Genomic DNA, 15,406 nt, shown 5'->3' with positions numbered 1-15,406 from the left:
CGACCAATACGACCGCGGTGAGAACGAATAATCGATGAACGGTCTGATTCGCGCTTCCTTACGAAATCCCGTGGCTGTTACCGTCACCATGTTGGCGGTAGTCGTCATCGGCATCTTGAGCGCCAGCCAAATCGCGATTGACATATTGCCGGTATTTCGCAGTCCGGCGGTGCAAGTGCTGACGTTTTACGGCGGCATGCCAGCCGCAACGGTCGAAAAGGACCTTTCCAGCCGTATTGAACGTGGAACGGGTCAGGCTGAAGGAATGCGGCGGCAAGAATCACGTTCAATTACCGGTGCGAGCATCGTGCGAAATTATTTTCGCAGCGACGTCGACCCCAGCGGCGCACTGACGCAGTCGAATTCACTGGCCTCGATGCAATCCCCGAACTTGCCCCCCGGCACGCTGCCGCCGGTGATTCTTCCTTTTGACCCTACGAGCACCGTGCCGGCTTGCATCGTGGCGCTCGATAGCGAGAACGAACCGGAATCCATTCTCTATGACGTGGGCCGCTTCGAAGTTCGCACCATGATTATGAGCCTGCCTGGCGCAGTGGCCCCCGTGGTGTACGGCGGCAAGGTGCGGGCAGTGATTGCCTACCTGGATCGGCAGAAGCTGCAGGCGCGAAACTTGTCGCCGGTCGACGTGATGAACGCACTGGATACTTCGAACCTGTTCCTGCCCACCGGCGACGCAAAATTCGGAGACACGGATTACGCCATCGATTCCAACTCGATGTACGACATGGTGGAACGCATGGGCGACATCCCTTTGCGCATTCAGCACGGCAATGCAACTTACCTGCGCGACGTGGCGACACCAAAGGACGCCAGTTTCATTCAGACGAATGTCGTGCGCGTCAACGGTCGGCGGCAGGTTTACGTGCCGATTTATCGGCAGTTGGGTGCCAGCACCTTGGATGTGGTCGCCAATGTCAAGAAATCGCTGCCGGACATCGAACAGCGACTCAGCCGCGATGGTATCAAACTGACACCGGTCATGGATCAGTCGGTATACGTGGAAAAAAGTATCCAGAGCCTGATTCAGGAAGGGGTACTGGGGGCCGTACTCTGCTCGCTCGTGATTCTCTTGTTTTTGGGCGAGTGGCGTATGACGCTGATCGCGATTCTCACGATTCCGATTGCTGTCATGGCGGGGATCACCGCGCTGTATTACACCGGCAACACGATCAACGTCATGACGTTGGCCGGTTTGTCACTGGCGATTGGACCGCTAGTCGACAGCGCGATCATTTGTCTGGAAAACACGCATCGCCACCTGGGATTGGGGCGCGATACACACGAGGCGGCTTACCTGGGAGCGAGCGAAGTCGCCATGCCTGAGCTCGTGGCAAGTTGCTGCACACTGCTGGTGCTGGCTCCGTTAGCGCTCATGCCGGGACTGGGTGAGTTTTTGTTCCGTCCCATGGCGTTGGCCGTGGCATTCTCAATGATCGCGGCGTATATCCTGTCGCGATCATTCGTGCCTTCGCGTTGTGCATCGTGGCTCAAACCCCATGCGGCCAATCATGGCGCAGGTCCCGCGGCAGACCACGCCGAGTGGACCGGTCGGTGGGCCTTTCTCGCACGGCCGGCGCGGCTGGTCAGCGCGACCTTTGCTCGCTGGGAGGCTTTGATCAATGCCGGCATCGCCTGGTACACGCGCCGTCTCGATTGGGTCATGGATCGCCGCAAGGGAACAGTGGCCGCCGCATTTTTCCTGCTTGTGGTTGTCGTCGGGCTGGTAGGCTCACGGCTGCGACGCGAGTTCTTTCCCGAGGTCGATGCGGGCGCGTTCGAGATGTACGTCCGCGCCCCCAGCGGCACGCGGATCGAAGCCACCGAGCAGCGGATTGCCGAGGTGGAGAAGATCATTCAAGAAAACATCGGCCATGACCTGACGACGATCATTAGCGAATTGGGAGTGGTGGCGGACTGGTCCGCGGCCTACACGCCCAACTCGGGCCCGATGGATGCCGTGGTCAAAGTTCAGCTAACCGAGCACCGGCATCATTCGGCGCAGGAATATGTGCATCAATTGCGCACCGCTTTTGCCAATGACAAGCGCTTCTCCGACCTGGAATTCGCCTTCGATTCGGGCGGCATGATCCGCGGTGCGATGAACGAAGGAAAATCGACGCCGCTCAATGTGCGAATCAAGGCCAAGAATCAACAGAAGGCCCGCTCCGTGGCCGAGGCGATCCAGCGCGAGGTCCAAGCCATCGAAGGTGTCGTCGATACCCGCATTATCCAGCGACTCGACTATCCCGAGTACATTCTCGATGTCGATCGGGCGAAGGCAGCCGACCTGGGGCTGTCCCAGGGGGACGTCATGAAGAATGTGATTGCCGCCCTGAATTCGAGCATTCAGTTCAACAAGAAAAACTTCTGGATCGACCCGATCAGTTCCAACCAATACTACGTGGGCGTGCAGTACCCCGAGGGAGATATTCTGTCGATCGATACGCTTCTGGATATCCCCATCACCAGCCCGGTGCAGAACCAGGCGATCCCATTGCGGAATATTGTTTCGCTACGGCGGACGAGCGTGCCGACGGAAGTTACGCACGCAAACTTGCAGCCGGCGATCGATTTGACGATGGGCGTTTACGGTCGAGATTTAGGACATATCGCGGATGACGTAGCGAAGGTCGTTGCCAAGTTCGGAACGCCGCTGCCCGACGGCGGTTGGCGGCCATTCGATCCGACGTCGGCCGAGCACAAGCTGATGGACGGCAGCCGCATCGAGCTGTCGGGCGAGTATTCGCGTATGCAGGATACGTTCCGCAGCCTAGGGCTAGGGCTGATCCTGGCCACGCTACTGATATACTTCCTGATGGCCGGATTGTTCCGTGCGTACATCACCCCGCTGGTCATTCTGTCGGCCGTTCCGATTGGCGTGGTGGGGGTGATCCTCATCCTGTATCTGACGGGCACGGCTTTGAACGTGCAGTCGCTGCTGGGTGTTATTTTCATGGTCGGCATCGTGGTCTCGAATACGGTGTTGCTGGTGGATTTCGCGCAGAATCTACGTACCACCGAGAAACTGACGCCCACCGAGGCGATCCGCAAAGCGGCATCGGTCCGCGTGCGTCCGGTGGTGATGACGGCGCTTGCCGCTTTCTTCGCCCTGGTGCCGATGGCCTTGGCCATCGAGCGCGGTAGTGAAGCGAACGCTCCGCTGGGGCGGGCCGTCATCGGCGGACTTCTGGCAGGACTGGTAACGACATTGTTTGTCGTTCCGGCGCTTTACTCGTTGCTAGTACGAGATGTCGTGGAAGCCTCGCCTGATCACGCGTCCTCGGAGCTATCCTCCCTGTGAGGTGGTAGGCCTGGGTGGTACGCAGAGTGGCAATGATTGGTGCGTGGTGTTCGTGTTGGCTTGCCACGGCGCCGGGATCACACCTCGCCGGCTATGCCCCACATCTTCAGCTTGCGCTGCAGCGTTCGTACCGAGATGCCGAGCGCATCGGCGGCACGAGTACGATTTCCGCCGTGCTTCTCGAGCGCCTCGAGAATCGCATGACGCTCGAGCACTTCCAGGGCTCTGCCTTCTGCCAGCGCGTCGTGGCTGTCGCGGTCCTGAACTTCATGGCGTAGTTCCGCCGGCAAATCCGCAATCGTTAGCGCACGCCCTTGCGACATGACGACCATACTTTCCACGACGTTACTTAACTGCCGGACGTTGCCTGGCCAGCGGTAGCGCGTCAGAGCATCCATCAGTTCCGCATCGATGTATGGGACAGGCTTCCCCTGGGCGCTACAGCGTTCTTCGAGCAACTGTTCGACAAGATGCGGAATGTCGTCGGTCCGTTCGCGGAGCGGCGGCAAATGCAACGTGACAACGTTGAGACGGTAGAACAGGTCCTCGCGAAAAAGACCTTTCGCCACGAGCGCCGCCAGGTCATGACTCGTAGCGGTAATCAGGCGGAGATCGACGTGACGCTTTTCGTTCGCGCCCAGCGGCGTATAGGCTCGTTCTTCGATCACGCGCAACAGCTTCGCCTGCGTCTCGCCGGGCAGATCGCCGATTTCATCAATAAATAGCGTGCCACGATGCGCCGCGTCTAGCTTTCCTGCTTCGTCGCCGCTCGCACCCGAAACGTACTGCTGGCCGAACAATTCCCCATCTATTCGCGTGATGGGTAACGCCGCCATGTTCATCGTGACAAAGTGTGACTTGCTACGCTCGCTGCGCTCGTGAATGGCTTTTGCCAGCAGATGCTTACCAGTGCCGGGTTCCCCTAGGATCAACACGGCACTATTCGTCACTGCCGCGCGCTTGGCGCGTTCGAAGATGTCGCGCATGGTCGCGCAGCGTCCCCATAGTTGGCCAAAGCTGAAATCGTCCACGGGCGTTGTCCGTGGGGCGTCAGGGCGCGCATTGCGGATCAGGCGATTTACGAGCCTCAAAAGCGCCGCGGGATCGACAGGTTTGGTCAGGTAGTCGTAGGCGCCCAGGCGCATGGCCGTGACGGCGGACGGCACATCGCCATAGGCTGTGACGATGATAAATGGCGTGTGTTCCTGCGAGTGTCGCCACTCGCGCAACAGATCGACGCCACTTTCGCCTCCCAGCCTAAGGTCGCAGATCACCAGCACGATCGACTCGTAGACGTGCGCCAAAGCTTCACGAAGATTTCTGGCCGCGATGACACGATAGGACTCGGTCTCCAACATGCGCGACAATGCGTCTCGCTCGGCGCGCTGGTCCTCGACGACGAGTATCGTAGCTGCCTCGTTCACACGGCACCTCGGGCTAGAACTGAAGGATCGGCCAGCGGGAACGACAGTTGAATGCAAGACCCCCCTTTGTCATGCTTGATCCATCGCACATCGCCGCCGAATTGAAGGACGTAATTGCGCACCAGTGTCAGTCCCAGTCCCACGCCGGCGCTTTTTGTCGAGAAAAAAGGCTCGAACACTTTCTCCTTGTCCTGCAGTGGGATGCCGGGCCCGTCATCTCGAACCTCGACCTCTGCAAAATCGTCGTGCCGGCGAATCGTCACCCAGATGTGCCCCTGTTCGCCGAGTGCTTCGCGCGAATTGGTAAGCAGATTCAAAAGAATCTGCCGCAACCGGCGGCGATTGAGACGGACTTCGATCGACTCCTCGGGAAAATCGGTATGCAAGCGGATATGATCTTCAGCCAGTACCGGCTCGTAAAACGTCACCGCGTTCCGGACTTCGGCGACCAGATCGACAAGTTCATGAGCCTGAGGTTCGTCGCGTACATAACCCAGCAGTTCACGCATCAGCTCCTCGACTCGGCCCACCTCGGCGGTGCTGGCTTCGAGCATTTGCGTCGTGGTATCGTCCAATGGTTCGGCGCGCCTTTCCAGGCGACGCGTGACCGCGAAAAGATTCAACTTAATGGCATTGAGCGGATTGCGGATTTCATGCGCCAGGCCGGTGATCAATCGATTGATCGCGGCGATGCGCTCTAGTTCGGCGCGACTCAGTTCGCCTTCGAGCGCAACGGTCCGACGGGTGATGCCCAATAGCGCCAAGACGGCAACGGTCACGACGGCGACGATTCCGCCAATCACCAACATCCAGCGGCGCAGTACGACCGATCGCGCGGCCGTTAACTGGTTTTGCAGCCATGCCGCGTTGACTCCAGAATGGTAGGTGCCGACGCGCGTGCCCCCCACGGAAATCGGTACTTGAATGTCGTACGCAGCGGTACCGCCGGTTAGTTCTTGGCAGTCAGTTTCGACGACATTCGGCCCCGCTTCGGCCAACTCGGCGATAAACCATTGCTCGGGGATGCGCAACCCTTCGTGATCGGGATCGCTGTGCGCGATGATAACTCCCGAGTTATCGACAATCGCGGCGTACACGCGCTCAGGCTGGTGAATTACTTGGGCCCAACGTGCACGTAGCCAGGGAACGTCGCGCGTGGCCGCAAGGTCGGGACCTGTACCCGCATCGGCCAGCGCGCTTTCTAGGTTCCCTGCCGTGCGTTCGGCGTGAGATTGCCAGCGCCCGATGACGGCGCTGATGACCCCGGTCCGCGCCCGGTCCAATTCCAAGTAAGCCCCACAAAGCCCCAACAGAACGACCAGAGCCAAGGCGGTGCCTACGCAAAGGTAGGGTGCCCACCGCTGCTTACCGAATTTCGCCAACAAGTCATCCATGGGGTAATACTGACGGACAATCAAAGATCCACGCGGCACGACCAAGACCGAGTAAACCCGCACCCGCGCCCCACTTAAGTCTAGGAAGAAGCGCCTACGCTACGGAAGCGCGATTCACCATTTTGCGACCACATCCGAGATATAGTGATAGTGGGTTGGCAAGGGAACCGCGTCAATTTGTCGTGGTCCACTCGTTTGCAACGGCCGTGCCACGGACAATCAGCCACGGCCGGCCGAGCGATGACCGTAAACTGCCGCAGCGACCACGGCGCAGAATGCCGAAAGCCAGCGAGTGATATCGTCGGCGAGCCGAGGTGGCAGAGCGCCGAAAACGTCGTGGCGTTCTGCAGGCCGTGGAACGATTCGGAACCAGCTTGGCGGCGCGCAACGCGATGCCGTGCGAGCGGGCGATTGCGCACAGGCGGTCGAAAGCTGAACAGCTCTGGGGAGCAAGGCGGACCCCGAGCAGACCGCGTCAGTCGATGCAATACGCCTGGCAGGATTCGAACCTGCGACCTACGGTTTAGGAAACCGTTGCTCTATCCCCTGAGCTACAGGCGCTTGTGGTGATCTGCCCCGCATTGGGCTGGGCAGGATCGTTCTTCGGATGCCACCGACGCATGCCGATGGCATAATCGGCGGCCGTTTTCCCGCGTGCCCTATTCTAGCAACAGGGGGATTGCTGGCGACCGCATCCTGAGCCGCTGGCCGTGCCATTCAGACGGGAGCGAGCCCTCTAGAGTCTTCGCCAGATTGTCCAGGCGAGCACGACGCCGATTCCGATCAGCCATCCCCGTGCATGCGACGCACGATTTTCGCGCGTGACGGGCGCGAGCGTGTCCGAATCTTCCATCGAGCCTGCAACCGACGTTGCTACGTCGGTTCCGAGCGTGCGGTTAATGATGAAAGCGTCCCAATCGACTGCCATATCTGAATTGTAGCTCGACTTGACCCGCTCGCGTCGCACTTCTATATTCACTTAGGCGAATATGAAAACGAAAGCCGCTACCCCTGTCGATGCGATGCTCCGGGCTGTCTCGGATCGGACCCGCTTGCGGATTCTCAACTTGTTGAGAGACGGCGAATTGTGCGTCTGCCACATTGTTGACGTACTACGCGTGCCGCAGCCTACAGCGTCTCGGCACCTTGCCTACTTGCGGCGGGCACGGCTTGTGATGGCTCGCAAGGAAGGGTTGTGGAGCTACTACCGGCTCACTCCAGCGCGCACCAAATTCCACGAAAAGCTGCTCAATTGCCTAGCGTGCGCCGACGTGCCGGAATTCGCTACGGATACCAAGCAAGTAGCGACACTGCGTAAGCGTTGCTGCTGATTTTTATTTGCCTACTTATATCCGCTTACCCGTATGAAGATCGCGGTTCTGTTCCTGTGTACTGGCAATTCATGCCGAAGCCAAATGGCCGAAGGCTGGGCAAGGCATTTGAAGAGTGACGTAATCGAAGCCTACTCGGCCGGTACGTCGCCACATGGGATGAATCCCGCCGCTGTAAAGGTCATGGCAGAGGCAGGCGTCGATATTAGCCGGCAAGACTCCAAGCACATTCACGATTTAAGGGGCACGCACTTGGACTACGTTGTGACCGTCTGCGACAACGCCAACGAAACGTGTCCAATTCTGCCGGGCAACATAAAGCGGATTCACGCCGGGTTTGATGATCCCCCACGACTGGCTCAATCGGTGCCCGAAGCCGATAAGTTGCAAATCTATCGGCGGGTGCGGGACGAAATTCGTGCCTTCATCGAACGCTTGCCTCAAGGATTGACCGAATGCAACGCCTAAAGTTCCTTGACCGCTATTTGACGTTGTGGATTTTCCTTGCGATGGCCGTTGGCGTCGGGTTGGGCTACTTCGTTTCCGGGGTGCGTGGTTTCGTTGATCGCTTTCAAATCGGCACGACAAACATTCCGATTGCGATTGGCCTAATCGTGATGATGTACCCGCCGCTCGCCAAAGTGCGGTATGAGGAATTAGGCGACGTGTTTCGAGACTGGAAAGTCTTGGGGCTTTCGCTTGCGCAAAACTGGATCATCGGCCCCTTGTTGATGTTTGGGCTTGCCGTGCTGTTCCTACGTGACTACCCGGAATTCATGGTCGGCTTGATCCTGATTGGGATTGCCCGTTGCATCGCAATGGTGATCGTCTGGAATGACCTAGCAAAGGGCGACGCTGAGTATGCAGCCGGGCTGGTTGCCTTCAACAGCGTTTTTCAAGTTCTCTTTTACAGCCCCTTCGCTTGGCTATTCGTCACGGTACTACCTCCGCTGTTTGGCCTAGAGGGTAGTACCGTCAATGTGACTATCGGTCAGATTGCCCAAAGTGTGTTCGTCTACTTGGGTATTCCGTTTCTTGCCGGCATGTTGACGCGATTCGTGTTGCTGAGAATGAAGGGGCGAACGTGGTACGAACAGACTTTCATCCCCACGATTAGCCCTCTAACGCTGATTTCCCTGCTGTTCACCATCGTTGTCATGTTCAGCATTCAAGGCGATCGGATCATCGGAGAGCCGGCTAGCGTGCTGCTGATTGCCGTTCCGCTGTTGATCTATTTCGTGGTCATGTTCCTTGTCAGTTTCGGAATGGGCAAGGCAATGGGGGCGGACTACTCGAAGACGACAACAATTGCCTTCACAGCGGCGAGCAACAACTTTGAGCTAGCTATTGCCGTTGCGGTTGCCGTGTTCGGTATTAGCCACGGAGCCGCCTTCGCGGCCGTGATCGGGCCGCTGGTTGAAGTGCCAGTGATGATCGGACTTGTCAATCTCGCGTTCTATTTTCAACGCCGATACTTTGAACCGGAGACAAAGCCATGTCTATCGAGCAGATAGTACAGGAAAAGTACGGATCAGTTGCGACCAAAGGGCTATCGAGCAAGCATGCGGGCGTCCGCGCCGTCGCCGAAGCCTTCGGCTATTCGGCCGATCAACTCGCGTCGATCCCCGCCGAAGCCAACATGGGGCTATCGTGTGGCAATCCCACAGCCTTCGCCAGTCTGAAGCCAGGCGAGACGGTTGTTGATCTTGGCAGCGGGGGCGGGCTGGATGTGTTCCTTGCAGCATCTAAGGTCGGACCGACAGGGAAAGCAATCGGAATCGACATGACGGACGAAATGCTTGCCTTGGCGAATGCCAATGCCGCGAAAGCGGGGCTATCGAATGTCGAATTCCACAAGGCAACTATCGACAAGATGCCGTTAACGGATTCGTCGGTTGATTGCGTCATCAGCAATTGCGTTATCAACCTTGCGTCCGACAAGCCCGCTGTGTTTCGCGAGATTGCCAGGGTATTGAAGCCGGGCGGACGGCTCGCCGTGAGCGATATTGCCCTAAAGCAACCGCTACCGGCCGAGATTGGCAACGACCTAATGGCCTACGTTGGCTGCATCGCTGGGGCGATTCCGCTTGACGATTACAAGGCGGGATTGATCGCAGCCGGTTTCGCGGCCGTGGAAGTGATCGACAGCGGGTCAGACTTGAACGCCTATTCAATGGTCGAAAATCAATCCGGCTGTTGCTCGCCCGGAATGAGCGAGACTTTGCCCGTCGTGTCATGCTGTTCCGATGATTTGCACGGACGGATCAAGGAATTGCTGAGCCGGTACAACGTCAATGATTATGCGGCCAGCGTCAAGGTCTACGCGGTCAAGCCATAGACGGTCAGCGATTCACGTACGGCCGCCTGATCGCTACACTCCACCCGGCTGAGCAACCAGGTCAGGGCGCCGGCAGTTCGTCGGTTGTAATCATCGACCGGCCGCAGAATCCGTGCGGTGCTTCGCCGACATTCGTCGTGAGGTTTCATCGCGTCCTGCGTTTTGGCTTGGGGCGTGGCGCGCGGACTCGTTCGTAGGCCGCTTCGATGAGCAGGCTTAGTTCGGATACGCTGACGTTCTTCAGGATGACGCCTAACCAGCCTCGTGGGCCGACGTAGGGTGGGCGAAAGAATTTCTGAGGATCCTCTGCGATGAGCGACTCCTGATCTTCCAGCGTGCCAGGCAACCAGACCGCCACGCGGCCGTCGCCATGATGATTGTTCGCGAACATGACGAAGACCTTCTTGCCGGCAAAAAAAGTCGGTTCGTTGTGGGACAATCGTTCGCTGGTATCCGGCAATGCCAGACAAATCCGGCGCACACGGGCCAACAATCGCTCACTCATAAAAAAGCACACCAGTGTCGAACCAGGTTTTCCAGATGCCGGCAGCCTGCCGGCCCGGCGCAGCTCGATTCTAGCCGGGAGATACTCCGGTTGCCTTGGACCAAAAACGCCAGCGCGCACCTCAGTCCCGACAGCTGTCGCGGCCGCTCAGCATGAAGTTGCATTGTCCCCATGGTCTAGCGAGATCGCGTCGGCGAGTCCGCCAAGGCGAACACTTTGCGGATATCAAGGCATTGCTACCAACCCCACCGCGGTCCCGATCGACCCCCAAATTTCCGCGCAAAAGCTCCCGAATTTTCCTTCCCCGCGTTGCGGGGGTCTGCTAACTTCGACGTGCGTGCCTTTCGGGTCAGGCAGTTCAGATGCACATCAGGGGGATAACCTAACGGTCAGCGCAGCATTTCGTCATCGACAGGGCGTCATCCACAGCGCTTTGTTTCGGGGCAGCATGCGAGGCCGTTTTGGGGAGATGATCTTTGGAACGCCCGTCGTCGGGCTGACTCGAACTTCTTAGCACAGGCTCGCACACTTCTGGTCACGCAAGCGAGGATTCCGCGCGCTTTGCCATGAGCGGCGAGAACGTTTGCGCGCATCGAGGGGCGATCTCGTCGACGACGCACTTCGAACAGCCGTGACAGAGAACTTGCCGGTACATTCCACAAGGGAATAGGTGGAGAAGCATGCGACAGAATTTTGATCGTTCAAGCGGCAGGAACCGAACGACAGGCACGCGCCGACAGCGCGCGACGGTCGCCGATAGGAACTCAGGATTGCGGTTCCGAAGGTTGGGGGTCGAAACGCTCGAAGATCGACGCCTGCTGACCGTTTCGTACACGGTTACGGATTTGGGAGTCCTGCCCGGCGGTTCGTTCAGCCTGGCCTTTGGAATCAACAGCCGGGGCGAAGTGGTCGGAGGTGCCAGCACCGCCAACGGCGAAGAGCATGCCTTTCTCTACAACAACGGCAAGATGTACGACCTTGGCGTGTTGAGCGGAGGAACCAGTAGCAATGCCACGGCGATTAATGACAGCGGTCAGATCGTCGGCAATTCGAGCACGCCCGGCAACCTCGAGCACCCCTTCATTTACAGCAACGGCGTGATGCAAGACCTGGGGCTATTGCCGGGCGCCCGGGAAGGTTACGTCAGTGCCATTAACAACAGCGGTCAGGCGGTCGGCGAAGCAGCATTTGCCGACCAGCAATTCCCCGCCGTCTTATACAGTAATGGCACCGTGAAGAATCTGGGCACGATCTCGGGCCCCTGGAGTGCAGCCACGGGAATCAACGACAACGGCGTGATCGCCGGCAGCACCAACACGCCGAACAATCTGCGCGGATTCATCGAAGTCAACGGAGTTATGCAATCCATTGGCTTGTTGCCGCATGGCATCTTCACGGATGCCACGGCGATCAACAACAATAACCAGATCGCTGGCTACGGTGATATCCATACCGGCGTGTCGTTGGCCATGATGTATAGCGACGGCCAACTCACCTTCATCGGTACCTTTCCCGGCGGTATAAACAGCTTCGCCGAGGCCATTAACGATGCCGGACAAGTCGTGGGGTTCGCCACCTTGGGCAATGGCGCACAACATGGCTTTCTGTACGAAGGCGGACAGTTGATCGATTTGAACTCGCTCATCGATCCCGCCTCGGGCTGGGTCCTCGAAGGGGCGGCCGGCATCAACGACGCCGGACAGATCGTCGGTTATGGCCTCAATCCCGACGGGCAAACGCATGCCTACCTCATGTCGCCGATTGTCATCGGGCAGGCACCAACGGTGGCGGACGTCAGCATTGGGAGCACGAGTTGGTCGAACAGTTACCTGAGCGCCATGCAAGCGGCAGGAACCGGTAGCGGCACTGGCTACGAAATTCCGGTCGGTGGCGCGGCGCAACTCCAGGATTTGCCCTGGACGAACTTGAACCAGGTCCAGATCAAGTTCGACCAGAACGTAAACATTTCGGAAAACAGCCTGTCTGTCACCGGCGTCAACGTGAGCCAGTACTCGTTCGCAAGTTTCAACTACAACAGCACGACATTTACCGCTACGTGGACCTTGTCGAAGGCGATTGGTACCGACAAGCTGTCGTTGCATTTGCAATCGAGCGGAGCGAACGCCGTCACTAACGCCAGCGGCCAGGCACTCGACGGTGAATGGACCAACGGCCTCAGCGATTTTCCGTCAGGCAATGGCACGGCGGGGGGAGATTTTACATTTTCCGTGAACGTGCTGCCCGGCGATGTCAATCATGTCGGTATCGTCAACGCGCAAGATTTGGCCGCCATCTCTTCGAGTTGGCTTTCGACCGGCGCTTCGCTGGCAGACATCAACGGCGATGGCATCGTTAACACTCAGGACCTGGCTCAGGTCTCGGCCAACTGGTTCGCGACACTGCCGGCATCCGCTTCGGCCGGCCAGCAGGCCGCGGAACCTTCGACGGAAACCGCCACGCAGGTTACGGATAGTGCGATCGTCGTAGCTGCCACGGTTGCTAATGATTTTTCGACAACCGGCGTGGCGCTGCCAGCGTCGGTGAATGCGATTCAGCCTTTACGCCCGGCAGCGCCGAATGTTACCACCGACGCCGCGACCACTTTCGCCCTCGCCAGCGGGGGCGCGGCCGTGCAGGGCAATGGTCTTGCCACGACGGCGAGCAGTAGCGCCGTGCCTTTGACGAGCGAATTCGGCCCAGCGCAACGCAGTTCCGTCGATAACGCTCCGCATGTTTTGGCCATCGATAACCTGATGCAGCAGCAGACCGATTTCAGCGATCCTGAAACGGGCGCGGCGGTGGATGCGGTAGCGTCGTCGGTTGCCCCGTCCGCGGTTGGGGCGCCCGGGTCCTCGACAAGCGCCGGTCGTAAGGGTATTGGTCGGTCGAACTGATTGGGATCGGCGATCCGAGGGCCAAGGCTGCCCGGTGCGCAGGTTACTTGCCCGATCTCGACCAACGCAGTAGCGTGAGGGCTGTTTCGGGGGCGACCAGTGGCCAGCGGAGACTCTTGGCCATGCGAACAGAACCTGCCTATCTCGTTTATCCGTGGTGGCCCGAGAATGGGGACGATTGGGTCCATCCAGCCGATGTCCGCCTGGCGCGCAGCCTGATTCCCGGTACGCGCGTTTTTCGGCGGCTGGGGCGCGAGGGGGCGTACATCGTGCTCGGCTATGGCACGCAACGACTTCGCGTGAAGCCGACTTTGCGGCAGGCCATTGCCGGGGACGGCTACGACATTGGGGATCGCGTTGAAGTCTGCTCGCGATTAGGCAAGAACCGCCCGTTCATTGCCACCGTTCGCGAAATGGATTGGAACGCCCACTTCGGTGTGATCCAGTATCGGCTCGAGCGCCGGGCGATGATCCTGGCCCGACGTTACACCGCGGCCGATCTGCGACCGGTGGGGCACGTGCGCGAAGCGACCTTTGTCCGTAGCGCCTCGGACTAGCGTTAGCAGAAATCGCCGGCCCTTTGGCGTTGGCCGTGGCGCGAGCAATTCGGCTGCGATTCGTCCACGACCGGGCGCCCCGTTTCTTCGAAGTTTGGCCGTCAGATTTTTCCCAGGCCATTATCTTTGCTTGGTCGGTACGGACGGGCGCTACATGCGCCTTGGTTATTTCCTATGGGGGATGTAGCCGATAGCTGCTGGCAGTAGAGAAATTCGCATCTTTTGCTAAAGGCCGCCACAGCGGCGCGAGTAGGGAATCCGCGCTCATTGTGCGCGCATCGCCGGCCTTTCCGTCGAGGTGTTTCCAACCATGTGAGGCACGGCGCTAACGCTGCGCGCTGCCCGAACGAATAACGGGAGTTCACTCGTGATCGCCGCGAAGTCGCGTTGGGGAAAAGTTGTCGGTATGGGGCTGGGGCTCGCCGCACAGCTTTGTAGCGTCACCGTGACGGCGTCGGAAAACTTGGCCAGTCCGGCGGCTTTTGTCGAGCGTTTGCCACCAGTTGCGGAAACGCAACTGCTTCCAGGTCCGCCGAGCGTTTTGCCGTCGCAACCGACCGAGCTATCGGGAGCAGGCAGCAGCCAACCGCGCGGCGGAAGCAGTTTGCTGTCAGGCGGACTGTTTGGGCAAAGCCTCGAGCAAATCGACGAGAACGCACCGCTCGATGCGACGCAATCCGTGGCTTGGTCGGCGCTCGAGATTGCGCAGTCCACGCTTTCACAAGGCTATTACGCCGGCGCCGACTATTTGCTTTTGCGGCCGCATTTCAGCGAGCCTGTGGCGTTCATGTATGGCCAAGGGAACAACGGCCAGGTCTCGGCGACGATGAGTCCCTTCGATTTCAACTATCAATCGTCACCCCGCGTCTTTCTGGGTTATCGCTCGCCTGTAACCGGTGCCGGCGTGCAATTCACCTATTGGCACTTTCAGGAAAACGCCGGCACCGGCTTCAACGCGGTCGGCCAGAACGCGGGCTTCATTCCGAATGTCGACATCATTTGGGAATTGATCGGCCAGGGAAATAACAACAACAATAATAACGGCCCCGATTTCGGCAATCAGATCAGTGCCCAGATGCATTTGCGGCTGAACGTCTTCGACATCGACTTTTTCAAGCCGGTGGCCTTGGGGGCGGGACGGTGGTTGCTGACCGGTTCGGTCGGCGCACGCATTATGGATTTCAGCCAATCCACGAATACGCTTAGCTACGACAGCGGAACTCCGTCGTTCACGCAATTTCAAACCAATGCCTTTACCGGAGCCGGGCCGCGGGCGACGCTCGAAGCCCGTCGCAATTTTGGCCCACGTACGGCCCTGTACATGCGCGGCGGTTATGGCATGCTGCTTGGCGGGCACACCGCTTCGTATTCGGTCGACGATATCATCAACGTCAACTCGGTCACGATTCGCGAAAGCCTGACGCGAATGGTGTCAGTCGCGGACATCGAGTTCGGCGGATCGTGGCGCGCCAGCGATCGACTGGTTCTGTCGGCGGGCTACATGTTCCAGTTCTGGACAGATCTCGGTGGCACCGGTGGGATACTTAATCTGACCGACAATTCCAACATTCTCTCGTTCGACGGGTTGGTGACCCGCGCGTCGTTCCAGTTCTAAGAGCGTCTCTGCCGAGAGAATTGCCG

General features: G+C 58.8%; 11 protein-coding genes and 1 tRNA gene. 8 read left to right on the top strand and 4 right to left on the bottom strand.

The window, feature by feature from the left end; translation table 11 throughout:
• Positions 1 to 34 precede the first annotated feature (34 nt).
• Positions 35 to 3,322: an efflux RND transporter permease subunit gene (locus VGN12_24790; protein ID HEY4312690.1), complete on the top strand. Its 3,288-nt coding sequence runs from the start codon at positions 35 to 37 to the stop codon at positions 3,320 to 3,322.
• 77 nt (positions 3,323 to 3,399) lie between these two features.
• Here VGN12_24790 and VGN12_24785 read toward each other — a convergent pair whose 3' ends face one another.
• The 3 genes from VGN12_24785 to VGN12_24775 form a co-directional block, all read right to left on the bottom strand.
• A complete protein-coding gene (locus VGN12_24785; protein ID HEY4312689.1) occupies positions 3,400 to 4,746 on the bottom strand; it encodes a sigma-54 dependent transcriptional regulator in 1,347 nt (448 codons plus the stop codon).
• On the bottom strand, positions 4,743 to 6,140 hold the full coding sequence (locus VGN12_24780) for an ATP-binding protein (GenBank protein ID HEY4312688.1): 1,398 nt from the start codon (positions 6,138 to 6,140) through the stop codon (positions 4,743 to 4,745). The genes VGN12_24785 and VGN12_24780 overlap by 4 nt, the downstream gene beginning before the upstream one ends.
• 488 nt (positions 6,141 to 6,628) lie before the next feature.
• Positions 6,629 to 6,701, bottom strand: a tRNA-Arg gene (locus VGN12_24775).
• Between the two features lie 428 nt (positions 6,702 to 7,129).
• Here VGN12_24775 and VGN12_24770 point away from each other — a divergent pair.
• From VGN12_24770 to arsM, 4 genes are read left to right on the top strand one after another with little or no spacing between them, the layout of a single operon-like run.
• Positions 7,130 to 7,471, top strand: a complete 342-nt coding sequence (locus tag VGN12_24770) for a metalloregulator ArsR/SmtB family transcription factor (GenBank protein ID HEY4312687.1) — start codon at positions 7,130 to 7,132, stop codon at positions 7,469 to 7,471.
• 33 nt (positions 7,472 to 7,504) lie between these two features.
• The gene (locus VGN12_24765) at positions 7,505 to 7,939 is read left to right on the top strand and encodes an arsenate reductase ArsC (protein HEY4312686.1); all 435 of its coding nucleotides are present in this window, start codon (positions 7,505 to 7,507) and stop codon (positions 7,937 to 7,939) included.
• A gap of 41 nt (positions 7,940 to 7,980) precedes the next feature.
• Complete coding sequence (gene arsB, locus VGN12_24760) at positions 7,981 to 8,985, top strand: ACR3 family arsenite efflux transporter (protein HEY4312685.1); 1,005 nt, start codon at positions 7,981 to 7,983, stop codon at positions 8,983 to 8,985.
• Positions 8,967 to 9,809, top strand: a complete 843-nt coding sequence (arsM, locus tag VGN12_24755) for an arsenite methyltransferase (GenBank protein HEY4312684.1) — start codon at positions 8,967 to 8,969, stop codon at positions 9,807 to 9,809. Before arsB ends, arsM begins: the two co-directional genes overlap by 19 nt.
• Positions 9,810 to 9,954: 145 nt before the next feature.
• On the opposite strand, the gene VGN12_24750 is transcribed toward arsM, so the two are convergent.
• Positions 9,955 to 10,314 carry an MmcQ/YjbR family DNA-binding protein gene (locus VGN12_24750; protein ID HEY4312683.1) on the bottom strand — a complete coding sequence of 120 codons (360 nt, stop codon included), beginning with the start codon at positions 10,312 to 10,314 and terminating at the stop codon, positions 9,955 to 9,957.
• A 770-nt stretch (positions 10,315 to 11,084) separates the two neighbouring features.
• Here VGN12_24750 and VGN12_24745 point away from each other — a divergent pair.
• The 3 genes from VGN12_24745 to VGN12_24735 all read left to right on the top strand — a co-directional run bounded on the left by VGN12_24745 (position 11,085) and on the right by VGN12_24735 (position 15,380).
• Positions 11,085 to 13,208, top strand: a complete 2,124-nt coding sequence (locus VGN12_24745; GenBank protein HEY4312682.1) for a dockerin type I domain-containing protein — start codon at positions 11,085 to 11,087, stop codon at positions 13,206 to 13,208.
• A 122-nt stretch (positions 13,209 to 13,330) separates the two neighbouring features.
• Positions 13,331 to 13,765: a hypothetical protein gene (locus VGN12_24740; GenBank protein ID HEY4312681.1), complete on the top strand. Its 435-nt coding sequence runs from the start codon at positions 13,331 to 13,333 to the stop codon at positions 13,763 to 13,765.
• Positions 13,766 to 14,132: 367 nt separating this feature from the next.
• Complete coding sequence (locus VGN12_24735) at positions 14,133 to 15,380, top strand: Lpg1974 family pore-forming outer membrane protein (GenBank protein HEY4312680.1); 1,248 nt, start codon at positions 14,133 to 14,135, stop codon at positions 15,378 to 15,380.
• Positions 15,381 to 15,406: the final 26 nt, after the last annotated feature.

The organism is Pirellulales bacterium, from assembly GCA_036499395.1.
In the GTDB taxonomy this organism is placed as follows: domain Bacteria; phylum Planctomycetota; class Planctomycetia; order Pirellulales; family JACPPG01; genus JACPPG01.
Note: the sequence above shows the minus strand (reverse complement) of the source record. Positions and strands in the feature narration are given on the sequence as shown.